Source organism: Micromonospora sp. BS32, from assembly GCF_059089345.1.
On the sequence record NZ_JBSSHR010000002.1, the window covers coordinates 405,581 to 429,683 of the forward strand.

At 71.8% G+C, this 24,103-nt stretch carries 21 protein-coding genes; 10 read left to right on the forward strand and 11 right to left on the reverse strand.

Annotation, left to right across the window (positions count from 1 at the left end):
• Nucleotides 1–5 precede the first annotated feature (5 nt).
• The 3 genes from gnd to dnaA form a co-directional block, all read right to left on the reverse strand.
• Complete coding sequence (gnd, locus tag AC5RWQ_RS04680; protein ID WP_494281486.1) at nt 6–878, reverse strand: phosphogluconate dehydrogenase (NAD(+)-dependent, decarboxylating); 873 nt, start codon at nt 876–878, stop codon at nt 6–8.
• A 38-nt stretch (nt 879–916) separates the two neighbouring features.
• Nucleotides 917–2,050: a DNA polymerase III subunit beta gene (dnaN, locus tag AC5RWQ_RS04685; protein ID WP_334492453.1), complete on the reverse strand. Its 1,134-nt coding sequence runs from the start codon at nt 2,048–2,050 to the stop codon at nt 917–919.
• Between the two features lie 784 nt (nt 2,051–2,834).
• Nucleotides 2,835–4,676 (reverse strand): chromosomal replication initiator protein DnaA, encoded by a 1,842-nt coding sequence (dnaA, locus tag AC5RWQ_RS04690; protein ID WP_494281487.1) that lies wholly within the window; start codon nt 4,674–4,676, stop codon nt 2,835–2,837.
• A 634-nt stretch (nt 4,677–5,310) separates the two neighbouring features.
• Here dnaA and rpmH point away from each other — a divergent pair.
• The 9 genes from rpmH to AC5RWQ_RS04735 all read left to right on the forward strand — a co-directional run bounded on the left by rpmH (nt 5,311) and on the right by AC5RWQ_RS04735 (nt 14,142).
• Entirely contained in the window at nt 5,311–5,448 is a 138-nt protein-coding gene (gene rpmH / locus AC5RWQ_RS04695) for a 50S ribosomal protein L34 (RefSeq protein ID WP_067300964.1), read from the forward strand.
• A gap of 35 nt (nt 5,449–5,483) precedes the next feature.
• A complete protein-coding gene (gene rnpA, locus AC5RWQ_RS04700) occupies nt 5,484–5,900 on the forward strand; it encodes a ribonuclease P protein component (RefSeq protein ID WP_494281488.1) in 417 nt (138 codons plus the stop codon).
• Nucleotides 5,901–5,932: 32 nt separating this feature from the next.
• Nucleotides 5,933–6,184, forward strand: coding sequence for a membrane protein insertion efficiency factor YidD (gene yidD, locus AC5RWQ_RS04705; RefSeq protein WP_494281628.1), 252 nt, complete (start codon nt 5,933–5,935; stop codon nt 6,182–6,184).
• 3 nt (nt 6,185–6,187) lie between these two features.
• Nucleotides 6,188–7,198, forward strand: coding sequence for a membrane protein insertase YidC (gene yidC / locus AC5RWQ_RS04710; RefSeq protein ID WP_494281489.1), 1,011 nt, complete (start codon nt 6,188–6,190; stop codon nt 7,196–7,198).
• A gap of 214 nt (nt 7,199–7,412) precedes the next feature.
• On the forward strand, nt 7,413–8,006 hold the full coding sequence (locus AC5RWQ_RS04715) for a Jag family protein (protein ID WP_494281490.1): 594 nt from the start codon (nt 7,413–7,415) through the stop codon (nt 8,004–8,006).
• A 118-nt stretch (nt 8,007–8,124) separates the two neighbouring features.
• Nucleotides 8,125–8,826: a 16S rRNA (guanine(527)-N(7))-methyltransferase RsmG gene (gene rsmG, locus AC5RWQ_RS04720; RefSeq protein ID WP_494281629.1), complete on the forward strand. Its 702-nt coding sequence runs from the start codon at nt 8,125–8,127 to the stop codon at nt 8,824–8,826.
• 231 nt (nt 8,827–9,057) lie between these two features.
• A complete protein-coding gene (locus tag AC5RWQ_RS04725) occupies nt 9,058–10,410 on the forward strand; it encodes a ParA family protein (RefSeq protein ID WP_494281491.1) in 1,353 nt (450 codons plus the stop codon).
• 27 nt (nt 10,411–10,437) lie between these two features.
• On the forward strand, nt 10,438–11,454 hold the full coding sequence (locus AC5RWQ_RS04730; RefSeq protein ID WP_494281492.1) for a ParB/RepB/Spo0J family partition protein: 1,017 nt from the start codon (nt 10,438–10,440) through the stop codon (nt 11,452–11,454).
• Nucleotides 11,455–13,338: 1,884 nt separating this feature from the next.
• Complete coding sequence (locus tag AC5RWQ_RS04735; RefSeq protein ID WP_494281493.1) at nt 13,339–14,142, forward strand: hypothetical protein; 804 nt, start codon at nt 13,339–13,341, stop codon at nt 14,140–14,142.
• Nucleotides 14,143–14,484: 342 nt separating this feature from the next.
• Here AC5RWQ_RS04735 and AC5RWQ_RS04740 read toward each other — a convergent pair whose 3' ends face one another.
• A complete protein-coding gene (locus AC5RWQ_RS04740; RefSeq protein WP_494281494.1) occupies nt 14,485–15,465 on the reverse strand; it encodes a D-alanine--D-alanine ligase family protein in 981 nt (326 codons plus the stop codon).
• Between the two features lie 7 nt (nt 15,466–15,472).
• Nucleotides 15,473–16,780 carry an aminotransferase-like domain-containing protein gene (locus AC5RWQ_RS04745; RefSeq protein WP_494281495.1) on the reverse strand — a complete coding sequence of 436 codons (1,308 nt, stop codon included), beginning with the start codon at nt 16,778–16,780 and terminating at the stop codon, nt 15,473–15,475.
• A 293-nt stretch (nt 16,781–17,073) separates the two neighbouring features.
• Between AC5RWQ_RS04745 and AC5RWQ_RS04750 the strand changes: the two genes are divergently transcribed.
• Nucleotides 17,074–17,742 (forward strand): GNAT family N-acetyltransferase, encoded by a 669-nt coding sequence (locus AC5RWQ_RS04750; RefSeq protein WP_334492433.1) that lies wholly within the window; start codon nt 17,074–17,076, stop codon nt 17,740–17,742.
• Nucleotides 17,743–17,751: 9 nt separating this feature from the next.
• Here AC5RWQ_RS04750 and AC5RWQ_RS04755 read toward each other — a convergent pair whose 3' ends face one another.
• The 6 genes from AC5RWQ_RS04755 to AC5RWQ_RS04780 all read right to left on the reverse strand — a co-directional run bounded on the left by AC5RWQ_RS04755 (nt 17,752) and on the right by AC5RWQ_RS04780 (nt 24,090).
• The gene (locus AC5RWQ_RS04755) at nt 17,752–18,909 is read right to left on the reverse strand and encodes an N-acetylmuramoyl-L-alanine amidase (protein ID WP_494281496.1); all 1,158 of its coding nucleotides are present in this window, start codon (nt 18,907–18,909) and stop codon (nt 17,752–17,754) included.
• Between the two features lie 208 nt (nt 18,910–19,117).
• Complete coding sequence (gene trxA, locus AC5RWQ_RS04760; RefSeq protein WP_334492429.1) at nt 19,118–19,441, reverse strand: thioredoxin; 324 nt, start codon at nt 19,439–19,441, stop codon at nt 19,118–19,120.
• A gap of 34 nt (nt 19,442–19,475) precedes the next feature.
• A complete protein-coding gene (trxB, locus tag AC5RWQ_RS04765; protein WP_334492428.1) occupies nt 19,476–20,429 on the reverse strand; it encodes a thioredoxin-disulfide reductase in 954 nt (317 codons plus the stop codon).
• Nucleotides 20,430–20,607: 178 nt separating this feature from the next.
• Nucleotides 20,608–21,669: an RsmA family anti-sigma factor gene (locus tag AC5RWQ_RS04770; RefSeq protein WP_494281497.1), complete on the reverse strand. Its 1,062-nt coding sequence runs from the start codon at nt 21,667–21,669 to the stop codon at nt 20,608–20,610.
• Complete coding sequence (sigM, locus tag AC5RWQ_RS04775) at nt 21,666–22,451, reverse strand: RNA polymerase sigma factor SigM (protein WP_494281498.1); 786 nt, start codon at nt 22,449–22,451, stop codon at nt 21,666–21,668. Before sigM ends, AC5RWQ_RS04770 begins: the two co-directional genes overlap by 4 nt.
• Before the next feature lie 43 nt (nt 22,452–22,494).
• Nucleotides 22,495–24,090 (reverse strand): protein kinase family protein, encoded by a 1,596-nt coding sequence (locus AC5RWQ_RS04780; RefSeq protein WP_494281499.1) that lies wholly within the window; start codon nt 24,088–24,090, stop codon nt 22,495–22,497.
• Nucleotides 24,091–24,103: the final 13 nt, after the last annotated feature.

Here is a 24,103-nt window from a genome sequence, read left to right on the forward strand (position 1 = left end):
ACCGGTCAGCGCTTGTGGACGGCGTGGCCGCCGAACTGCTGGCGCAGCGCGGCGACGGCCTTCATCGCGGGCGACTCGTCCTGCCGGGAGGCGAACCGGGCGAAGAGCGAGGCGGTGATGACGTTCAGCGGAACGGCGAGCCGGACCGCCTCGTCGACCGTCCAGCGGCCCTCGCCGGTGTCCTCGGTGTAGCTGCTCAGCTCGGCCAGCTCCGGGTCCTCGTCGAGGGCCCGGTCGAGCAGGTCCAGCAGCCAGGAGCGGACCACGGTGCCCTCGCGCCAGGACTTGAACACGCCCGGCACGTTGGTCACCAGCTCGGACTTCGACAGCAGCTCGTAGCCCTCGGCGTAGGCGTGCATCAGGCCGTACTCGATGCCGTTGTGCACCATCTTGGCGTAGTGACCGGCACCGACCGGGCCGGCGTGCACGAAGCCGAACTCGCCCTCCGGCTTGAGCGCCTCGAAGATCGGCATCAGCCGCTCGACGTGCTCCTGGGCGCCGCCGACCATCAGGGCGTACCCGTTCTGCCGGCCCCAGACGCCGCCGGAGACACCGGCGTCGAGGTAGCCGATGCCGCGCTCGGCGAGCCGCTCGGCCCGCGGCGCGTCGTCGCTGAACCGCGAGTTGCCGCCGTCGACGATGATGTCGCCCTCACCGAGCACACCGGCGAGCTCGTCGATCGTCGTGTCGGTCACCCCGGCCGGGACCATCACCCAGACGGCGCGCGGCGCCTCCAGCTTCTCGGCCAGCTCCGCCAGGGTCGCGACGTCGCTCAGCTCCGCGTTGTGGTCGAAGCCGACCACCTCGTGGCCGGCGGCGCGCAACCGCTCGCGCATGTTGCCGCCCATCCGGCCGAGTCCTACCAGGCCGAGCTGCATCTGCTCCTACCTCCGTGCGTCTGGTTCTGCGGGCGCGATCAGCGGGACACGCGGATCGGCATGATGAGGTACCGGTACCCCGGGACAACCTCGCCATCCTCGCCGGCGGGGGAAATCACCGCCGGCTTGAAGGCGTCGACGAACCTCAGCAGCGCGAACTGGGCGCCGAGGTTGGCCAGGCCGTCAATCAGGTACTGCGGGTTGAAGCCGATGGTCAGCGGCTCGCCGGTGAAGGTGGCCTCCATCGCCTCGCTCGCCCGCGCCTCCTCGGTGCCGCCCGCCTCGACCACCAGGCCGTCGGAGCTGAAGCTCAGCAGCACCGGGGTGGTCCGCTCGGCCACCAGAGCGACCCGCTTGACCACCTCGATCAGGGTGCTCACCGGGACCCGCGCCTCGGCGTTGTGGGCGGCCGGGAAGAGCGAGCGCACCGGCGGGTAGTTCGCGCCGTCGAGCAGCCGGCTGGTGGTCCGCCGGGTGCCGCCGGTGAAGCCGATCATCCCCTCGCCGGCGGCGCCCTGGGAGAGCGCCATGGTCACCTGGCCGCCGAGCGGGCCGAGCGCCTTGGCGGTGTCGTTCAGGGTCCGGGCCGGCACCAGCGCGTTGAGGCTGATCTCGGGGTCGTCCGGGTTCCACTCCATCTCGCGCAGCGCCAGCCGGTAGCGGTCCGTGGCGAGCATGGCCAGCGTGCCGCCGGAGAGTTCCAGGCGTACGCCGGTCATCATCGGCAGCGTCTCGTCCCGGCCGGCGGCCACGGCGACCTGGGCGACGGCGGCGGCGAAGGCCGCCGCATCCACGGTGCCGGCGCTCTCGGGCATCTCGGGCAGGGCCGGGTAGTCCTCGACCGGCATGGTCGGCAGGGTGAACCGCGCGCTGCCGCAGACCAGCTCCAGGTGGGCGCCGACCGCGGCGATGTCCACCGGCTTGGCCGGCAGGGCCTTGGTGATCTCGGCGAGCAGTCGACCGGAGACCAGGGCGGCGCCGTCGGCGTCCCCCTGCACCTCGACGGCCACCTGGCTGGAGACCTCGTAGTCAAAGCCGGAGACCTGGAGGTTGCCGTCGGTGACGCGGAGCATCACCCCCGCCAGCACCGGTACGGACGGCCGGTTGGGCAGGCTCTTCGCGGTCCACGCCACCGCTTCGGCGAGCGCGTCGCGCTCTACTCGGAACTTCATCAATGCCTCCGCGTCGACGTCAGCGACAACTCTCTCATGCCGACCGCTGCCTACCGTCCCGCCCGACCGTGCGGGTACCCATCGCACCTTAGGGCGCGAGGGCATCGGCTGTGCGCCCGACCCTCTGGATCCAGGTGCCGGGTGACTGCCGACGGCAGCGCTCCGGCCCGATCCACAGGAAGTCCAACGGTGATGATTGGTTTTTGATTCTTTAGAAGAGATAACCCATCGTCTTCATCGCACCTGTGCAAACTGTGGAGAACTCGCGTCGGCGCAGCTCAGACACGTTATCCACCGGTGGTTTGGCTGTGGAGAACCGGGGGGTAAACCCGGGTCGGCGTCCACAGGCCGTGTCGTCCACAGACTTGTCCACGGTTGTCCACCGGTTGTCCACCGGTAATCCACCGGGTTTCTCCCCAGTCCTGTGGACGACGCGGCGGACGTCGATCGACGTTGTCCCCAGAACCTTCAACAGGCTGCCCACAGGGCGACCGTCGTCGGTGGACAACGAGCCGGTCGTCCCCAGGCGTCCACAGGCTCGTCCCCAGGGTTTGTCCACAGTCTGTGGGTAACCGAGCCCGAACGGAGCGTGGTTATCCACCGCCTGTGGAACCCGGGATGTGGACAACCGGTCGAACCTGTGGATGAACACGACACCGATCCTGGGCCCTCAACCCGGTCGAGGGTCAACTCCGGGCGTCCACAGGCATGAAAAAACGCCCGGCCGCCGGGGCCCGGGCGTCTCTCCCGCCAACCGCCGACGGTCGCCGGCGTGGCGTACGACTCAGGTGTTCTGCTTGATCCGGTTGGTCAGCTCGGCGATCTGGTTGTAGAGCGAGCGACGCTCGGCCATCTGCTGACGGATCTTGCGGTCGGCGTGCATGACCGTGGTGTGGTCCCGGCCACCGAAGGCCTGCCCGATCCGGGGCAGCGACAACTCGGTCAGCTCGCGGCACAGGTACATGGCCACCTGGCGGGCGTTGACCAGCACCCGCGAGCGGGACTGGCCGCGCAGGTCCTCCAGGCTCACCCCGAAGTAGTCGGCGGTGGAAGCCATGATCTGGTCGGCGTTGATCTCGGGGCCGGAGCCGTCCGGGATGAAGTCCCGCAGCACCTCCTCGGCCAACGACAGCTCGACCGTCGAACGGGTGAGGCTGGCGAACGCGGTCACCCGGATCAGCGCCCCTTCCAGTTCCCGGATCGAGTTGGACACCCGGGAGGCGATGAACTCCAGCACGTCCGGTGGGGCGTACATCCGCTCCTGGGCCGCCTTCTTCTGCAGGATCGCGATCCGGGTCTCCAGGTCGGGCGGCTGGATGTCGGCGAGCAGGCCCCACTCGAACCGGGTCCGCATCCGGTCCTCCAGGGTCGCCAGTTGGCGCGGGGAGCGGTCGGACGTGATCACGATCTGCTTGTTCGCGTTGTGCAGGGTGTTGAAGGTGTGGAAGAACTCCTCCTGGGTGCGCTCGCGGTTCTCCAGGAACTGGATGTCGTCGATCAGGAGGATGTCGACGTCCCGGTAGCGCCGCTGGAACGCACTGGTCTTGTCGTCCCGGAGCGAGTTGATGAAGTCGTTGGTGAACTCTTCGGTGGAGACGTAGCGGACCGATCGGGCGTTGCCGAGGGTGGTGGCGTAATGCCCGATCGCGTGCAGCAGGTGGGTCTTGCCGAGCCCGGAGTGACCGTAGATGAACAACGGGTTGTACGCCTTGGCCGGTGACTCGGCCACCGCGACGCTCGCCGCGTGAGCGAACCGGTTGGACGAGCCGATGACGAACGTCTCGAACATGTACTTCGGGTTGAGCCGGTTGCCGCCGCTCTCCGCGCCGCCGGGGCGGCGGTCGCTCCCCCCGCCGGGGCGGCGGTCGGCGCCGGCCCGGCCGGGGCCGCTGTCCGTACCCCCGTCGCGGGCCATGCCGCGGGGCGGGTGCGGGTCGCGCTGCGGACGGGCCTGGTCGCGGTACGCCGGTTCGAAGCCGCGGGTGTCGGCGGCCGGCGCCTCGGGGCGGGAGCGCTCGTCGTAGCCGCGCCGCTCTGGGGTGCTCGCCCGCATCGGCTCGGCGAAGCCGGCACCGAAGAGGGTGTCCTGGCCGCCGTCCCGGCTGGCCGGGATGAGCCCCGGGCGGTGCCCGTCGTGCGACGGCGGCGCGGGCGTCGGGTCGGCGGGCCGGTCCTGGTACGACTGATCCGGATAGGCCGGCTCCGGGTATGCCTGCTTTTGCTCGCCGAAGGGCTGCTCGGGAAAGGGCTGCTCGGCGAAGGAGGGCGGGCCGGCGGCGAAGTCGTCCTTACTGCCGTCCAGCTCGGCCAGCGCGGTCTCCGGGTCGCTGCGGTAGACGGTGCCGGCGGGCCGGCCGGCGGCGTCCTCGGCGACCCGGACGGTGACCGCGACCTGGATCGGGCGGCCCAGCCGTCGGGTGAGCGCCTCGGTGATCGCCGGCCGCAGCCGGGACTCGATCACGTCCCGGGTGAAGGCGTCCGGGACGGAGAGCAGTGCGGTGTCCTCGACGATCGCCCGCAGCCGGGTGAGCCGCAGGTACGCGCGCTGCTGCGCGGAGATGATCTCGTCGGCGAGTTCGTCCGTCGCCGCGGTCCACACCGCGGCAAGGTCGATCGTTCCGGCCACCGTCGTGCCACCCCCTCCGCCTCTGCTCCCGGCCGCCGCTGTGGTCCAGCGGCCGTTCCGGGCCCGCCACCGCGTTCGCGCGGGTGGTGCCTCACCACCGGACGGCTGACCGACCGGCATCCACAAGTTATCCACAGCCTGTGTGTACCGACCGATTGGGGCCGCCCGCCGGTCGCGGGTCGGACCTGCCCCCCTGGCGGGAGGGGCGTCGAAGCGGGTTCACCGTGCCGAACGATTCACTGCCTTGTCCGGTCTTGCCGGACAGCGTCAACCCTGCACCCCCGACGCTGACCGCAAACGCGCACGGTAACAGCGACGACGGGGCACCATCAACCGACGACGCTGGCCGTCCTTGTCGGCATCAGCGAAAAGCGCTAGTTCGGTCGCGCTTCCACCTGGGGGTGACGTCCCTGCTGGGTTGTTTGACGGTCATTGCACCCCTGCGTAGGCTGGAGGGGCTGCTCTTTCGCCCTCTGCTAGGGTGATGGGTGCTTGCTGTCCGCGGTCGCTTCCCCGCATCGCCGAGGTCCCGCGTCGTCGGGCAGCACCGATCGTGGGCCACCGTCGAGGTGGCCTGGTCCACCACGACCCCGGGCGACCCGCGCTGGGGACGTACGAAAACGGAGAGCCTGACGTGAGCAAGCGCACCTACCAGCCGAACAACCGCCGGCGCGCGAAGACCCACGGCTTCCGGCTGCGCATGCGCACCCGTGCCGGCCGCGCCATCCTGTCGACCCGTCGCGCCAAGGGTCGCACCCGCCTGTCGGCCTGAGGCCGACCGGTCCGGTCCCGGGAACGTGGGCAGTCGTGCTGACGGCCGCACAGCGACTGCGGCGCAGTAACGACTTCGCCGCAGCGGTCCGGGGTGGCCGACGCGCCGGGCGAGGCTCGGTCGTCGTCCACCTCACCCTGCCGGCGGCCCCGGAACCCACCGCGACAACCTCGCCGGAGCCGGCGCGGGACGCCGGTACGGAGATGACCTCCGTACCGACCCGCGCCGGCTTCGTCGTGTCCAAGGCGGTCGGGAACGCCGTGGTGCGGAACACCGTCCGTCGACGACTGCGGCACCTGGTCCGTGAGCGACTGGCCACGCTGCCCGACGGCAGCACCCTGGTGGTCCGGGCGCTGCCCGCGGCCGCCGACGCGTCGTACGCCCGACTCGGGGCCGACCTCGACGCAGCGATCGCCGCCGCGCGGGCGCCCCGGGGGCGGCGGTCCCGGTGACCCACGGACCCGCCGCGCCGCGGCCGACGAGCATGGGTGCCCGGGTGCTGATTGGTCCCATCGTCGCGTACCGTCGTTGGATAAGCCCGGCACTGCCGGCCCGCTGTCGGTTCTACCCGTCGTGCAGTGCGTACGCCCTGGAGGCGGTGGCCCGGCACGGCGCGTTGCGGGGAGCCGGCCTGACGGTCCTGCGGTTGTCGCGTTGCCACCCCTTCCACCCAGGTGGACATGACCCGGTGCCGGAACCGGGCGGCCGCCGCCGTGCCGACCTGACTGGAGCCTGAGAATTGAGTCTCGACTGGATCTACTACGCGATCTCGTGGATCCTGCTGACCTGGCACTCGGCCTGGGACGCCATCGGGGTGCCGGTCAACGCGGTGCTCGGCACGAACTGGTCCTGGATCCTCGCCATCGTCTTCCTGGTGGTGACCGTCCGGGTCATCCTGTTCCCGGTCTTCGTCAAGCAGATCAAGTCCCAGCGGGCCATGCAGGCGCTCCAGCCCAAGGTCAAGGAGCTGCAGGAGAAGCACAAGGGTGACCGGGAGACGCTCCAGAAGGAGATGATGGAGCTCTATCGGAAGGAAAAGGCCAACCCGCTGATGGGCTGCCTTCCGATGTTCCTCCAGATCCCGGTCTTCCTCGGCCTCTTCCACGTGCTGCGCCGGCTCGACCCGGCCAAGGAGGCCAAGACCCTCTACGGGTGGTCGGTCGACCAGTTCACGTCCGCGTCGCAGGCGAAGATCTTCACCGCCCCGATCGCCGGCAAGTTCGGCTCCACGGCCGACGAGCTGGCCCGGCTCAACGCCAACGGCACCACCGTCAAGGTCATCGCCGGCATCCTGGTGCTGGTCATGATGGGCACCACCTACCTGACCAGCCGCCAGATGATCCTCAAGACCGGCTGGGCGGAGGACCCGCAGCAGCGGATGGTGCAGCGGCTGATGCTCTACGGCATCCCGCTCTCCCTGCTGATCTCCGGCTCGATCTTCCCGATCGGCGTGATCATCTACTGGGTCACCAACAACCTCTTCACCCTCGGCCAGCAGCAGTGGGTGCTGCGGAAGTTCCCGCCGCTGGTGACCAACAAGGGGGTCACCGGCAGCAAGGCGACCACCGGCAGCAAGGCGACCACCGGCAACCGGGGGCTGGCGCAGCCGGCCAAGATCGGCGGCTTCCTCAACCGGAGCAAGCCGGTAGCGCAGGCCCCGGCCAAGCCCGCCGCGCCGAAGGTCGCCGGGCCCAAGCCGGGTGCCAAGCCGGTGAACCCGAAGAAGGGCCCGGCCAAGCGCCAGGGCTGAGCCACCCGGGCCGCCGTCGGGACGACCGACGGCGGCCCTCCGGCACCGCGCAGCCGCCGTACGGCCGGCGCCGGTCCGGAACCCGCCGCGCCCCGCGCGGTCACGGGCGACACTGCCCGTACAGACGTGCCCGTGGCACCGGCCCTCTCCCGCCGGTCGCCCCGGGAAACCAGCGGACCCGACGGTCCGGCCGAGCGAGTACGGAGATGACACCGTGACCGACACCAGCATCCCCAGCGCGGATCCGTCCGTGGACGAGGAGACCGAGCCGACCGCGGCGACCGGCGGGAACGAGCCCGAGGAGGGCGACACCGAGACCGGCGGCAAGGAGAAGAAGTCCGCCAGCGAGAGCGACCTCTTCGCGCAGAGCGAGATCGCGGCCGACTACATCGAGGGTCTGCTCGACGTCCTCGACTACGACGGCGACATCGACGAGCTGGTCTCCGGCGGCCGTCCCGTGGTCGAGGTCGTCGGTGCCCAGCTGCAGAACCTGGTCGGCCAGCGGGGCGCCACCCTGGAGGCACTTCAGGAGCTCGCCCGGCTGGCGGTGTTCCGCCAGACCGGCTCGCCGAGCCGGCTGCTGCTCGACGTCGGTGGCTACCGCGCCACCCGGCGCAAGGAGCTCGCTGCGGTCGCCAAGAACGCGGTCGAGAAGGTCAAGGAGCACGGCGAGGCGGTCGAGCTCGAGCCGATGTCCGCGTTCGAGCGCAAGTGCGTCCACGACGTCGTCAACGCGATGAGCGGCGTGGAGAGCGAGTCCGAGGGTGTCGAGCCGAACCGGCGCATCATCGTCCGGCCGGCGGACTGACCTGGTGACACACGACGACGACACGGCGGCTGCCGTGACCGGCCCGGGTGGTACGCCGCCCGGGCCGTCGCCTGTCCACCCCGTTCCCTCGGCGGAGGACGCCGCGCTCCCCGCCGAGCTGGCCGCGGCGGCGCGGACGCTCTTCGGTGACCGGCTCGACCTGGCCGCCGGGTACGCCGAACTGCTCGCCACCGACGGTGTGGTCCGAGGCCTGATCGGCCCCCGGGAGGCACCCCGGATCTGGGACCGCCATCTGCTCAACTGCGCCGCGGTGGCCGAACGCATCCCCGAAGGTGCGTCGGTGATCGACGTGGGCTCGGGTGCCGGCCTGCCCGGACTGGTGCTGGCGATCGCCCGGCCCGATCTGACGGTCACCCTGGTCGAGCCGCTCGCTCGGCGTACCTCCTTCCTGATCGAGGCGGTGGAACACCTCGGACTGGCCAGGATGGTGCGGGTCTTCCGGGGGCGCGCGGACGAGGCGGCGACGGGTGAGACCGGGGTCGGCCCGTTCAGCGCCGACGTGGTCACCGCCCGTGCGGTCGCTCCTCTGGACCGGCTCTCCAGTTGGTGCCTGCCGCTCGCCGTGCGGGGTGGCCGGGTCATCGCTCTGAAGGGCGCCTCCGCCGCAGAGGAGATCGCCGAGCACACCGAGGCGGTCAACCGGCTCGGTGGTGGGGAGCCGGCAGTGCACCTCTGCGGTGTCGGGGTGATCGATCCGGCGACCACCGTGGTGGAGATCGTCCGCGAGCGGGTGGTCCGCCCACCATCCGCGAAGAAGGCGCCGAAGAGTTCACGCGGCGGCCGTAAGCGGAACCGCTGACCGGCGAGCGGTATCGGCCCGTCGTGTCGAAAATGACCGCCTGACAACCGAGATGGACCCGCCGCGCCCGTCCCCCGTAGGCTGACTGCGCGTCGATAGTGTGGGACGGGCGGGGTTCCGGGCACGGGATCCCGCCCGATTCCGCCGGGCGGTACGCGCCGCGGTGCGAAACACGCGTGCGGCCGGTTGACGAGGTGCGAACCGACCATCCGGAGCGGGTAGGGATGACAGGTGCATGACGACGGCAGCTACGACGATCCACGGGTGAGACGCCCCGAGGGCACTACCTCGGCGGCAGACCCCGTTTCACGTGAAACCGACCGCTGGTCGACCGGCGACCAGCCGATCGTCCAGCAGCCGGACTGCGACCCGGCCGTGCGGCGGGACGTACCGGTGGTTGGCGACGCGCGCCCACCCTCGGAGTCGTACGCGTCTCCGGCGGCGCCGTCCGCCCCGGACGACCGACCGGCCAACGCCGCAACCGACCGCGCGGCGCCGGTGCGCCGCAATGCCGGGGCGCCGTCCCGGTTCGAGACTCCACCGACCGGAAATGTGCCGACCGCGGTGGTCCCGCAGCAGCCGCATCCGGGCGCCGTGTCGGACTCCGCGTCCGTCGGCGTCGACACGCCGGGTTCCCCGGCGGGTGGCATGGCCGGCGACCCCGCCGCTGCCGCCTACGTTTCACGTGAAACCCCGACGCGCGAAGAGGATGACCCACCGTTGGCTATGGAGGCTATGCGCGCCGTGCAGATCCTTAATCCGAGTGGCGAGGTGACGATGCCCCGCCCCGAGCGGACCCGGGTCATGTGCGTCGCCAACCAGAAGGGCGGCGTGGGTAAAACCACGACCACGGTGAACCTGGCGGTGGCGCTCGCCCTGCACGGTAACCGGGTCCTGGTGGTCGACCTCGACCCGCAGGGCAACGCCTCGACCGGGCTGAACGTCCCCCACCACACCGGGGTGCCGGACGTCTACGACTGCCTGATCAACAGCGAGCCGCTGGAGGAGGTGGCTCAGGAGGTCGAAGGCATCCCGAACCTCTGGTGCGTACCGGCCACCATCGACCTGGCCGGCGCGGAGATCGAGCTCGTCTCGGTCGTGGCTCGGGAGTCCCGGCTCGCCCGGGCGATCGCCGCGTACCCGGGTCACTTCGACTACGTCTTCATCGACTGTCCGCCCTCGCTGGGCCTGCTGACGGTCAACGCGCTCGTCGCGGCGCAGGAGGTGCTGATCCCCATCCAGTGCGAGTACTACGCGTTGGAAGGGCTGAACCAGCTGATCAACAACATCAACCTGGTCCGCCAGCACCTGAACCCCAAGCTCGAGGTCTCCACCATCCTGCTCACCATGTACGACCGCCGTACCCGGCTGGCCGATGCGGTCGAGCAGGACGTCCGAAACCACTTCGGCGACAAGGTGCTCGAGGCCGTCATCCCCCGCAACGTCCGCGTGTCCGAGGCACCCAGCTACGGCCAGTCCGTGATGACCTACGATCCCGGATCGCGGGGGGCCACGAGCTACTTCGAGGCCGCCCAGGAGATCGCGGAGCGCGGCGCCCGGGAGCCGGTGAGCCGGAATGCGTAATGCGGATGAGTCGCTGGGAGGCGTTGCATGAAGAACCGACCCCGTGGCGGTCTGGGTCGAGGACTCGGAGCGCTGATCCCCACCGGGCCGGTGCAGGAGGCAACGGACACGGCCCCCGCGCCGGCCGTGTCGGCGGACGCCGTACTGCCGACGACCGAGGCGCCCGTCGAGGCCGCGCCGGCGCCGGTGACCCCCGTGCAGCCCGAGCCGCAGTTGAGCTCCGTGCCCGGAGCCCGCTTCGCCGAAATCCCGGTCGACGCGATCGTGCCGAATCCGAAGCAGCCTCGGCAGGTCTTCGACGAGGATGCGCTGGAGGAGCTGAAGACCTCCATCCAGGAGGTCGGCTTCCTCCAGCCGATCGTCGTCCGCCAGCTCGACGACGAGAAGTACGAACTCGTCATGGGCGAGCGGCGATGGCGGGCCGCTCAGGCTGTCGGCCGGGAGAACATCCCGGCGATCGTCCGGGACACCAAGGACGATGCGATGCTCCGGGACGCGCTCCTGGAGAACATCCACCGGGCGAACCTCAACCCGCTGGAGGAGGCGGCCGCGTACCAGCAACTGCTGGAGGAGTTCGGCGCCACCCACGAGGAACTGGCCCGGCGGATCGGCCGCAGCCGGCCGCAGATCTCGAACACCATCCGCCTGCTCAACCTGCCCGCGCAGGTACAGCGGCGGGTCGCCGCCGGCGTGCTCTCCGCCGGCCATGCCCGCGCGCTGCTCAGCCTCGACGAGGCGGAGGCGCAGGAGCAACTCGCCCTGCGGATCGTCGCCGAGGGGCTCTCGGTCCGGGCGACCGAGGAGATTGTGGCCCTGGCCCTCAGCGACGGGCCGGCGAAGACCGCAGCCGCGAAGCGTCGGTCCAAGCCGCACGCCCCCGCGCTCACCGATCTGGCCGATCGGCTCTCCAACCGCTTCGACACCCGGGTGAAGGTCGACATCGGGCGGAGCAAGGGCAAGATCACTATCGAGTTCGCCACGGTCGACGACCTTGAGCGGATCGTGGGCATCATCGGGGTCGAGCAGGAGGAGCCCGAGGACTGAGCCGGTCCAGCCCGGCATCACCGGCCGCGCACCCTCTCGGGTACGCGGCCGGTCCGCATGTCAGGTCTTGGATCCCGTCGGTGGAGTGGGCCTGTCGGCATCCGTTCGGAAGCTCCTGGACCGTCCCGCGCTCGTTGGGGACGCGTAGTGGCCCTGGGTTCACCGCATCCCTGCCTGCTGGCCCGCTGTGGCGGTCCTCGATCGGGCTGTCGGTGGCCGGCGGGTGCCGGTGGCTGGCGGCTCTGCGGTCGGGTCCGCTGACGCGGGCCGCCGTGGTTCCGAATTGGTCAGGTTGCTGGTCGCCGTGAGCCATCAGGACGAGCCCGGTCGCTTGATCGTGGTCCTGGCCCGTGTTTCACGTGAAACGGCGCCTGTGTCCCTCTCAGGCCGCGAGGGAGGCATCCTCGATCACCTGGCGGGCGGGAGTCAGCGAAAAGCGACCGGCCGCCTGGGGCCGTTGCGGCCCCATAACCGGGAGCATCATGGCCAGCTCGAAGTTGCCCCGCGAGGTGTGCTGCTAGACCGTTGGCTTGCACGGTGTTGCTCGGCCCTTGTGATGCCCGTCCACCGAGGGCTGGGGCGTCAGCTCCAGCTTGATCCGTGCCACCCCACCGCGTTTCACGTGAACCACCTGTGGGCGGGGCGAAAGCCCGTCGGGCTGATCCTCAGCCTGAGCAGAGTGGGTCACGACGTCGGGATAGGGAGGAGGACCGAGCCATGGGGGTGGATCGGAGTGGTGCCACGACGAACGACGTCATCGCGATACGGCTGGTCCCCGTTTCACGTGGAACGAACGGTCTGGGACTTCCGCCGCCATCCTCACGGGGCCTCGACTTCGGTCGGTGATGTGGCTGTGGGTTCGCCGTTGCCGCCTCGGCAGCGACTTTCGCTGCTGTCTATTCGGGCGCCTCGGCGTGGGCCACGTCCGCTCGGCCTGCGCCCGGCTCGATCGTCGTGCGCACCGCGAGCCGCTTCGGCCTCTACCGGCTGGACTCGGCTTTGCAGTGGTTTCCCGACCTCTGTCGGGCATTAGCACTACCGCGCGCCGATGAAGCGCCGTCACCGTTCGTGGGCCATGGTCGTCTGTGGGGGCACCCACCCGTCTGTGGGCTGGGCCCCGCCGTCTCCGTCACCCGTCACCCTTGGGGGCGGTGCCCACCGTCCCTGCCGGCCCCCGCCGTCTGTGTGCGCGGCGCCGGCCTTTCCCGGCCCCCGCCGTCTCCCGGCCCCCGCCGTCTCCCGGCCCCCGCCGTCTCCCGGCCCCCGCCGTCTCCCGGCCCCCGCCGTCTCCCGGCCCCCGCCGTCTCCCGGCCCCCGCCGTCTCCCGGCCCCCGCCGTCTGTCGGGCGCTGCCGCCGTCTCCCGGGGCACCCGCCCGTTCCACGTGAAACGGGGCCCCATTGGGGGACCGCCATCCCGCCGTCATGGTGGAGGATCAAGGAAGCAGGTTGTCGCGTGCGTCCGAGCCCGGGGTCGGCTTGAGCGCTCCCCGTGGCCCGTGCCTCTGCCCCTGGTCCCCCTTCAATAGGGTCGACCCTTGGTATTCGTCCGTGGAAAACCTGGCTCCCGGACAGCAGCCAACGCCCCCGCCGCTCGTTGGGAAGAGCGGGTCCGGAACCTCTGTTACTCCCGCTGTGGATGAGGTCAAAGTTATCCACAGCGGTTTTCCACAGGCACCGCCAGTTTCACGTGAAACAGCGCGTAGAACAGCGCTCTGACCTGTGGATGACGGGCTGTGGTGGTGATCTCATCAGCCTGTGGACAACCGCTCTCCAAGGCGTCTCGCGCGCCCTCGGTGACGGCTCGGCCAGCCCGAAAACTCTTTTCCCCACCGCAGTCGATCGGGGTAGGGACACCGGTCGCCGACTCGGTTAGGGTCAGCGTCGTGCACGACACCCCTCCCTCAGTTCCGGACTTCACCCAGTGGCCGTCGTTTCCCTTCGAGGGCGATCTCCGCGTCAAGCACCTTGAGGACCCGGTCGCGGTCGAACCTCCCCGGAAGGGCGAGGGGCATCGGGAATGCACCGCCTGCAATGCCCCCGACGATGCCTACATCTGGGTGGGTGAGCGCTGGCGGGTACGCGCCATGGACCGCCCCACCGGGCTGCCGATGGTGCTGATCCTGGAATCCCGCTCCCACCTCGACCTGGGCGACCTGCCCAACCTGCTCGCCGCCGAACTGGGCGTCATGACGGTACGGCTGGAAAAGGCCATCCGTTCGCTGGACGGAGTCGCTCGGGTCCACGTGAACCGCTGGGGGGACGGCTCCGCCCATCTGCACATGTGGTTCCTGGCCCGGCCGTACGGACGGCTCCAGCTGCGCGGCACCTTCCTCTCCCTCTGGGACTCCATCCTGCCGCCCATCTCCGAGTCGCAGTGGCGGGAGAACCTGGCCATGGTCGCCGCCTGGTTGGCCGAGTTCGGTGGCCGTCCGCTGGCGGAGCCGCCCCGGATCCAGTGGCAGGCGCCGTCCAGCATCGCCGCCCAGTCCTCGGCGGAGGCGAAGGCCGCCGAGGAAGAGCCGGTGTCGGTCATCGAAGCCGACGAGGAGATCCCGGTGCCGCCAGACGACGAGGAGGAGTCCGACGCCGACGGGTCCGGCTCGCCGGTCGAGGACGACGACACATCGGGCAATGACAGCGAGAGCGCCGACGAGGACGCCGCCGCGGAGGTCGCCGAGCGCCGGTAGCGACCTGCGTCGGGGGCTCGGCCGGTCACGACCATGGTCCGCCGCTGCTGGCACCCATGCAGCGAGCCGGCGTTCCTCGGCGGCGGCGCGGACCACCTCGGGGCGCTCGCGCAGCGTCGCAGCGGACGGCGGCCTTCGCCGGGAGCGGCGAACCACTGCTCCCGGGACAGGAAAGCCGCGGATGGCGGCCCGGTCTGGAACGGCCGACGACGGCCCGGCCGAGAAAACGGCCGACGGGTCGTCAGGAACGGCCGGCCACTCGTCGGTCAGGAACGGTATGACGGTGGCCCGGCGGGGCGCAGCACAGAAGCCACGCCGCGGGTGAAGGAAAGTTGGCCCGGGTCAGGAGCGGCGGGCGGCGGCCCGGCTCACCAGTGCCCCGAGCACCCGCCCGAGGTCCAGCCCGGCCGCCTGGATCGCCAGCGGCAGCAGCGACGTCTCGGTCATCCCCGGCGAGACGTTGACCTCCAGCACGTGCGGCTGGCCGTCGGCGTCCACGATGAGGTCGACCCGGGAGAGGTCACGCAGCCCGAGCGCGGTGTGCGCGGCCAGGGCCACCTCGGCGACGGTGCCGGCTACGGCCGGGCCCAGCCGGGCGGGGGCGTGCCAGGTGGTTCGCCCGGCGGTGTAGCGGGCCGCATAGTCGTAGACGCCGTTGCGGGGCACGATCTCCACCGGGGGCAGGGCCTGCGGGCCCTGGCCGAGGTCAACGACGGAGACGGCCACGTCCATCCCGGGCACGTACCGCTCGACCAGCGCCGTCGAGTCGTACGCGAAGCAACCGACCATCGCGGCCGGGAGGGCCGCGGCGTCGCGGACGACGGCGGCACCCAGGCCTGAACCGCCCTGGGCGGGCTTGATCATCAGCGGCAGCCCCAGCCGGTCCACGATCCGGTCCAGCACCGCCACCGCACCGAGCTCGGAGAAGCGGTCGTGCGGCAGGGCCACCCAGTCGGGCGTGGGAATGCCGTTCTCCCGCAGCACCGCCTTCGCCGAAGGCTTGTCCCAGGCCAGCCGGGAGGCGCGGGCGTCGCAGCCGACGTAGGGCACGCCGCAGAGGTCGAGCACGCCGCGGAGGGAGCCGTCCTCGCCGGTGGCCCCGTGCAGCGCGATCACCACGGCGTCCGGCGGGTCGGCGGCCAGCGCGGGGAGCAGGGCGACGTCGGCGTCGCGGAGCTCCGCCTCCACCCCCACCGCGCGGAGCGCGTCGAGCACCCGCCGGCCGGACCGCAGCGACACGTCCCGCTCGTACGAGAGGCCGCCGGCGAGGACCAGCACGCGCGGGTCGGTCAGGTCAGGTCGCTCGTCGGAGGTGTGAGCCATGCCGGAATCATGCCAAGTCGGGGCCGGGGGCATCCGAGCCGCCCCGTCGCCGACCGGCCGGGGTGACCGCCCCGAAGACCTTGCGCATCGCGATGTCCTGCTCCATCACGCCGGCCAGCCGGCGCACACCCTCCCGGATCCGCTCCGGAGAGGGGAAGGAGAAGTTGAGCCGCATGTTCCCCGTACCGGAGCCGTCCGCGTAGAAGCCGGTCCCCGGGACGTAGGCGACGCGGGCGGCGATGGCCCTGGGCATCATCGCCTTGGAGTCCAGCCCGTCCGGCAGGCTCGCCCAGACGAAGAGGCCGCCGGCCGGCGTGGTCCAGGTGGTGCCGGCCGGCATCAGGTCCTCCAGCGCGGCCAGCATCGCGTCCCGGCGCTCCCGGTAGACCTCGCGGTAGACCTTCAGCTGCTCGCGCCACGGCATGGTCGACAGGTACGTCGCCACGGCGGCCTGGGCATAGCCGCTCGGGCAGAGGATCTGCGCCTCGCTGGCGATCACCAGCTTGTCGCGGACCGCGTGCGGGGCCAGGATCCAGCCGACCCGCAGGCCCGGTGCGAAGGTCTTGGAGAACGTGCTCAGGTAGAAGACCCCGTGGCGGCGGCGGGCCCGCAGCGGCGCCGGCGCCTCACCCTCGAAACCCAGCTGACCGTACGGGTCGTCCTCGACCACGAGCAGGCCGGCGCGCTCGCAGATGTCGAGCACCCGCTCGCGCCGCTCCTCGCTCAGCGTCACGCCGGTCGGGTTCTGGTACGTCGGGATGGTGTAGAGGAACTTGACCCGGCGGCCGGCGCGGGCCAGGTCGGCGATCGCCACCTCCAGCGCCTCCGGGACGAGCCCCTCGTCGTCCATCGGCACGTGCACCACCTGAGCCTGGGCGGCCTGGAAGACCCCGAGCGCGCCGACGTACGTCGGACCCTCGGCGAGCACCACGTCCCCCGGGTCCAGGAAGAGCCGGGCCACCAGGTCCAGCGCCTGCTGACCGCCGACGGTGACCACCACGTCCTCCGGTGAGGCGCCGCAGGACGCGTCGATGCCGGAGAGCGCCATCACCTCGCAGATCCGCTCACGCAGCTCCGGGGTGCCCTGGCCGATGCCGTACTGGAGGGTGGTGACGCCGTGCTCGGAGCCGAGCTTGCCCAGCATCTCGCCGACCGCGTCCAGCGGCAGCGCGGCGATGTAGGGAGCCCCACCGGCGAGCGAGACGACCTCCGGCCGGCTGGCGACCGCGAAGAGCGCCCGGATCTCCGAGGCGGTCATCCCGCGGACCCGCCGGGCATACCGGTCGGTGTAGTCGTCGAGCGTCGTGCCGGTCATGACATCACCTCGTCGGGTGTCGGTCGGGCTCCCGCCCGGTGTGGTACCCGCGGTGCCGGCGACCATGGCGGCGCGGGACGCCGGTCGCTCGATCGTAGTCCCCGTCGGCCACCCGCGGCCTCCTGGCAGTGAGGACGTCCACATCCCGGACCGGACGTACCCGGCTCGGGTGGGCGTTCGCGCGTCCCCTCCCGTACGGTCGGCTGGCGGCGTACGATCGCTCGTCGGGGGCAGGAAAACGCGGCGACGTTCCGCGCTGGTCTCACCTCCGAGCCTATTGTGGGGATGCGCCAATGTCGCGACGTCTGGTCAGTCTGACCCTCGACACCTTGGAAGACCTGCCCCGATCGTGCCGGCAGTGCGTCTACTGGGAGCTCGATCCGGTCTCTGCCGAGCGGGCCTGCGCGGCCGGCGACCCGGGGCTGGAGAAGGAGGCGTGGGTCTCGCAGACCCTGCTGGAGTGGGGTTCCTGCGGCAAGCTCGCGTACGTCGACGGCATGCCGGCCGGCTTCGTCATGTTCGCCCCGCCGGCCTACGTCCCCCGCTCGATGGCCTTCCCCACCTCTCCGGTCTCCGCCGACGCGGCGCTGCTGATGACCGCCAACGTGGTGCCCGCCTTCGCCGGCGGTGGGCTGGGCCGGATGCTCGTCCAGGGCGTGGCGCGGGACCTCACCAAGCGCGGGATCAAGGCGATCGAGGCGTTCGGCGACGCGAAGTTCGGTGACGATGCCGACAGCACCAGCCGGGCCTGCGTCGCCCCGGCCGACTTCTTCCTCTCGGTGGGCTTCAAGACCGTCCGGCCGCACCCCCGCTACCCCCGGCTGCGCCTGGAGCTGCGCACCGCGCTGAGCTGGAAGTCGGACGTCGAGTACGCGCTGGAGAAGCTGCTCGGCTCGATGAGCCCGGAGACGCTGCTCCGCCCGGTCCGGCCGGCCCCGGCCACCCGCTCCACCACCGGCTGAGCCGGCCGCTCAGTCGACCACCGCGCCGGCGGCCACCACCGCCCGCAGCTCGCTCACGTCGATCGAGCCGGTCGGCACGTCCCGCTCGATCGGGAAGAACATCCGCTGCACCGCCGCGACGATCGCCTCGACGACCTTGTCGCGGAACCGGGGGTCGACCAGTCGGGCCCGGTCGCCCGGCGAGGTGAGGTAGCCGACCTCGACGCGTACCGCCGGCATCCGGGTCAGCCGGAGCAGGTCCCAGGCCTTGGCGTGGGTACGGCAGTCCCGCAGCCCGGTGCGCGCCACGATCTCCCGCTGCACCAGCCCGGCCAGCCGCTCGCCGGTGGCCGAGGTCACGCCGTTGTCGGTGCCGTAGTGGTACGTGGCCACCCCCTCGGCCTCCGGGTTGGCGTGCCCGTCGGTGTGCAGCGAGATGAAGACGTCGGCGCCGAGCGAGTTGGCCAGCTGCGCCCGGTCGGTGTCCGGCAGGCAGCTCTCCGGCGTCGGGCCCCGGGTGAGCTGCACCCGTACGCCGGCCGCGGCGAGCCGTCCCTCCAGCCGGCTGGCGAGGTCGTGCACCAGCTCCGCCTCGGTCCAGCGCAGCGACCCGTCGGGCACCACGACGCCCGGGTCGGTGCCGCCGTGGCCGGGGTCGATCACCACCGTCCGGCCGACCAGGGTGGGCCCGGACTGCCGGATCGCGTCGGACTCGCGCAGCCACTGCGGGCGTCCGCCGACCACCTTGCGGCCGAGCCGGCGCAACGCGCCCATGGTGTGCGGGCCGCAGGAGCCGTCCGGCTTCAACCCCACCTCGCGTTGGAACTGGGCCACCGCGCGGGAGGTACGGATGCCGTAGATGGCGTCGGCGCGGCCGACGTCGTACCCCATCTCCAGCAGGCGTTCCTGCAACGACCGGACGTCCTCGCCGGTGAGCGGCTCGGGGACGGCGTGGTAGAGGGTGCGGGCGCCGAGGCGCCAGCGGGCGGCGTCCAGGGCGCGCCACGTCTCGGCGCCGACCCGGCCGTCGACGCTGAGGCCCCGGGACTGCTGGAAGGCCCGTACGGCGCGTTCGGTGTCGGCGTCGAACTCGTCGGCGCCGGACGACGGCAGCAGCTCCAGGCCGGTGAGGACCGTGCGGATCTCCGTCACCGCGGGCCCCTGGTCACCGGGTCGGATCGGACGCACGCACGACCCCCTCTGCACGGATGCTGGCTGGCGGGCGTCACGGCCCCGAAGACCGGACCTCCGACGGTGCTCTACCTAGCGGACGCCTACGGAGCGTACCGTGACCGGTTGCCCTGGGTGTCGTAGTTCGTGCAGGTCAGGTCAGGCCCGCAAGAGACGGAACCCCGCGCCCGGAGATCGGGTGCGGGGTTCCGGGGGTACGACGGGCTTACAGCGCCGACTCGATGAGCCGGACCAGCTCGCCCTTCGGCTTGGCGCCGGCGATCGACTGCACCGGCTCGCCGTTCTTGAAGATGGTCAGGGTCGGCACGGACATCACCCGGTAAGCACGGGCGGTCTCCGGGTTCTCATCGATGTTGAGCTTGACGATGGTGACCTGGTCGGCCATCTCGCCCGCGATCTCCTCGAGCAGCGGCGATACCTTGCGGCACGGCCCGCACCACTCGGCCCAGAAGTCCACCAGTACCGGCTTGTCGGACTTCAGCACGTCGGTGGCGAAGTTCGCATCGGTGACGACCTTTGTTGCTCCCACTATGACCCTCCTCCGGGACTACGTTCGGTGTTGTTCAGCCGCTGATCGTGGCGATGAAGCGCTCGGCGTCCAGGGCGGCGGCACAGCCGGTGCCGGCCGCCGTGATCGCCTGCCGGTAGGTGTGGTCCACGACGTCACCGGCGGCGAACACACCCGGCACGCTGGTTCGGGTGCTGGGCGCCTGGACCTTGACGTACCCCTCGTCGTCCAGTTCCACCTGTCCGCGGAAGAGCTCGCTGCGCGGGTCGTGGCCGATCGCCACGAAGACGCCGGTCACGTCCAGCACCTTGGTCTCGCCGGTGTGCACGTTGCGCACCCGGACCCCGCTGACCTTGCCGTCGTCGCCGAGGATCTCCTCGACGGTGGTGTTCCACTCGACCTTGATCTTGTCGTTGCTCAGCGCCCGCCCGGCCATGATCTTGCTGGCCCGGAACGAGTCGCGCCGGTGGATGATGGTGACCGACTCGGCGAAGCGGGTGAGGAAGCTCGCCTCCTCCATCGCGGAGTCACCGCCGCCGACCACCACGATGTGCTGGTTGCGGAAGAAGAAGCCGTCACAGGTCGCGCAGGACGACACGCCGTGGCCCAGGTACTCCTGCTCGCCGGGGACGCCCAGCGGCCGCCACGCCGAGCCGGTGGAGAGGATGACGGCCCTCGCCCGGTACGCGGTCTGACCGACCCACACCGTGCTGACCGCGTCCGAACCGATCATTCCGGTGTCGTTCAGCTCCACCCGGGTGACGTCGTCGGTGAGGAACTCCGCGCCGAACCGCTCGGCCTGCTTGCGCATGTTGTCCATCAGCTCGGGGCCGAGGATGCCGTCGGCGAAACCGGGGAAGTTCTCCACCTCGGTCGTCGTCATCAGCGCGCCGCCCGACTGCACACCCTCGATGATGAGGGGCTTGAGGTTGGCGCGCGCGGCATAGACCGCCGCCGTGTAACCGGCCGGCCCGGAGCCGATGATGATCAGGTTGCGGACCTCGTCCACTGCCGTCTCCCGATGTGTGTGTTCGGCACCGGCATGCGCACCGATGTCGATCCGAGTGCCGGCGGCTCAGCGACGCCGGCAACTGACCTACAGAACGCCATCGTACGAAGTGGGGATTCCCGGGCCGGTCACCCGGTGGGTCACGTCACGCGCCGACGGACGGCCGGTGACCGCGCCCTCACCCTACCCGCGTCCGGTAGCGGGTGTCCGCGCCGGATCCCGGGACGCCGCACTCGGCGCCGCTCACCCAGGCCCACCGTTCCCCGGCCGGGTCGGCGAAGCGGACCACGAGCGCCGGCTCGCCCTCGAACGCGGCATAGTCGACCAGGTCGACGACGACCGGCCCGCGGTCGTGCGCGGCGGCGATCTCGCCGAGGCAGGCGCCCAGAGCCGAGCGGTCGGTGAGCCGGTCCAGCCCGCCGGCCGTCGACCGCTGCTTCTCCGGTTCCGCCCTCGACCCGTCACCCGGCTGGAGATTCGGCGCGATGCTGGCGATCCGGGGGGCCGCGGAGCCGCCGGCGAGGGTCTGCGGCGTCCAGTCGGTGCCGCTGCGCTCCGGGTCGCCGGTGAACCGGAACCACGTCCCGGCTCCGCTGCGCGCGGGCGCGGCCGCGGTCGTCTCGGCCGCGTCGTCGGTGGACCGGTCGACGAGTTGTCCGACCCCCAGGCCGACCGCGGCGAGCGACGCCGCGGCGAGCGCGACCGGGCCCGCCAGCCGCGTCCAGCGCCGACGCCGCCGGCCGGGACCGGTCGGGTCGGGTCGGGCCTCGCCGGGCCCGGATCCTCCGGTACGTCGTACCGGCCCGGTGGCCTGCGTCGGCACGACCGCCGGACCGGCCCGGCCGGGCGACCCGGGAGTGGCAGCGTCCGTCCCGGCACCGGCTTTCGGGCCGCCTGGGCGGCTGTCCGGGCGGTGGGCCGTGGTCGTCGTGTCGGTGGTGACGGCCGCGGTGGCCGGGATCTCGTCGGCTGCCGGGACGGCCGGACCTGCGCCGGCGAGCGCGGCGGTGAGCCGGTCCAGCACCGCCAGCGGCATCTCGGGGGTGGGCTCGCCCCAACCGGCCAGGTCGGCACTGACCTGCGCGACGGCGGGCGCCAGGGTGGCGTACGCGTCGGCCCATGCCGGGTCCGACCGGACGAGCCGGGCGACGGTGGCCTCCTCCGGGGTGCCGTCCAGCGCGCCGCCGACGTAGTCGGCGAGCAGGTCGTGGTCGACCTCCCTGAACTCCCGGGCCGTCACGTCTCCTCCTGGTGGGCGTCCCGCCGGGATCGCCCCGACCCTGATCGGACGCCCTCGGCCCGCTCCCGGTTCCCGGGGGTGACGCCGGGCACGTCCGCCGGGTCGGGCAGCTCCCGTCCGCCGGGGTGCGACGGGCCCTCCGACGCACCGGTGCGCAGGTGCCCGAGCAGGCCGGCCAGCCGGGCCCGGCCCCGGGCGCAGCGGCTCTTGACCGTCCCCTCGGCCACGCCGAGGATCCGGGCCACCTCGGCGACCGGATAGCCCTGCACGTCCACCAGCACCAGCGCGGCCCGCTGCTCGATCGGCAGGGCGGCGAGGGCCTGGCGTACCACCAGCGCGGTGTCGTGGTCGGGGGCCGGCGCGGCGGGCTCCACGCCGCCCCGGCCGCCGTCCTCGGTGCGGGTGCCGTCCGGCAGCGGGACCGTCGGGTGGGCCTGGCGCCGGCGGATCCGGTCCAGGCAGGCGTTCACCACGATCCGGTGCAGCCAGGTGGTGACGGCCGAGTCGCCGCGGAACCGGGCGGCGGCGCGGTGGGCGGAGAGCAGTGCGTCCTGGAGGGCGTCGGCGGCCTCCTCGCGGTCGCCCAGGGTCCGCAGCGCCACCGCCCAGAGGCGGTCGCGGTGCCGGTGGAACAGCTCGGTGAAGGCGTCCCGGTCCCCAGCGACGTGGGCGCGGAGCAGGTCCACGTCGGTGGCCGCGGCCAGCGGAACCGGTCGCGGCGGCACCACCGGCACCGCGTCGCCGGCCGCCGGATCGGGCGTACGCCCGCCGCGACCGGCCATCACCACGTCCGTCGGATGCGGTGCCGGGGTCGCGGCAGGCGGCTCACGACCCCTGGACCTTGATTTCCTGCACGTCGATCTGCATGTCGTCCGCCGGGAGCTTGGTGATCCAGAAGAGCAGGTACTGGTACTTCTGCTCCGGGTCGAAGGCGTTGAACGTCATGGTGACGCCGTCGTAGTCGGTGTACGGCTCGCCGACGGGCTTGTAGCTCTTTACCAGGTCCTTGTCGCCCCTGGAGGTCGACGGGAAGTCGGCGGTACCCGCGAGGAGCTGGGCGGTGACACCTGTGTCCGACAGGAAGGCCTGCACCGACTTGACCGAGTGCGGGGAGCCGAGATCGACCCAGACCCCCATGCCGCTCTTCCGATTGCCGAAGTTCGGGCTCGTGTAGGTGTCGGTGCCCCAGCCCTTGTCGTCGTTGCCGTCGATGACCTTTTCGGCGTCGCCCAGTTCGTCCCGGAGCCTGCTGTCCGGGTCGACGATCCGGACGTCCTCGACCGCGAGGGAGCGGACGGGTGCGGCGGCGGCCGGAGTGGGCTCGCCGGCCGCGGGTGTGCTGTTCGACGGGCGGGCCACCGGCTCGGTCTTCGGGGACTTGTCATCCCCGCCGAGCGCGCTGATCCCGATGAGCAGCCCGACCAGGGCCACCGCGAGCAGACCGGCGATGCCGATCGCGACCTTGCGGCCGCCCGCCGCGGCCAGCGGCGACGGCTCGTCGCCCGGGTCGGCGGTGAAGCGCAGCGTGCCGTGGTCGAGGAAGTGTTCGTCGGCCGGCACGTCGAGCCGGGCCAGCTCGGCGGCGAGCACGTCCGACGACGGCGAATTGATCTCGGCGTCGAGCAGATCCATCGTCAGGTCGTCGAGGTACGCGGGCACCCCCGCGCGGACCTGCCGGGGCGCGGCGATGGCGCCGCTGCCGTCGCGGACCGCGTCCGGGATGGCGGCCCGGCCGTGGCCGGCGGTAGCGCCGTGCAGCGGGGCCTCGGCGTGCGGCCAGTGGCCGGTCAGCGCGAAGTAGAGCAGGCCGCCGACCGCCCGGATGTCGTTCTCCTGGCTGTCCGCGCCGTCGGTGCGCGCGTCGGCGAGGACCACCCGACCGTCGTCGCTGATCATGACCGTGCCGGGGTGGACGTTCCCGTGCACCATGCCGGTGGCGTGCACTGCGGCGAGCGCGCTGGCCACCGCGTTGCCGATGGCCGTCGCGCGGGCCGGGTCGAGCGGACCGTCGGCGACCAGCTCGCGCAGGGAGTGGCCGTCGACCCACTCGCGGACCACGTACGCCCGGTCGTCCTCGTCGATCGCGTCGTAGACGCCGACCAGGTTGGGGTGGATGACGCGGCTGGCCGCCACGGCGGCCTGGAGCATCTCGGTGGCCAGCTCGCCGCCCGGGTAGCGCAGCACGACCGCGACCGGCCGGCGCAGGATGACGTCGACGCCGCGCCAGACCAACCGGCCGGCGCTGTCGTTGTTGATGTGCTCGACCAGCTCGTACCGCTCGGCGAGGATCTCGCCGGCCGTGGGAGCACCGAAGGTCATGACGGGCGGAGCAGTCTCCTCCGCCTCCTGACCCTCGCCGACCTGGGTCACCAGTCCTCCCTCGGTGATCGTGTCGATCGATGGACCCACGCTGCTGGGCATGTGGCTTCCCGCT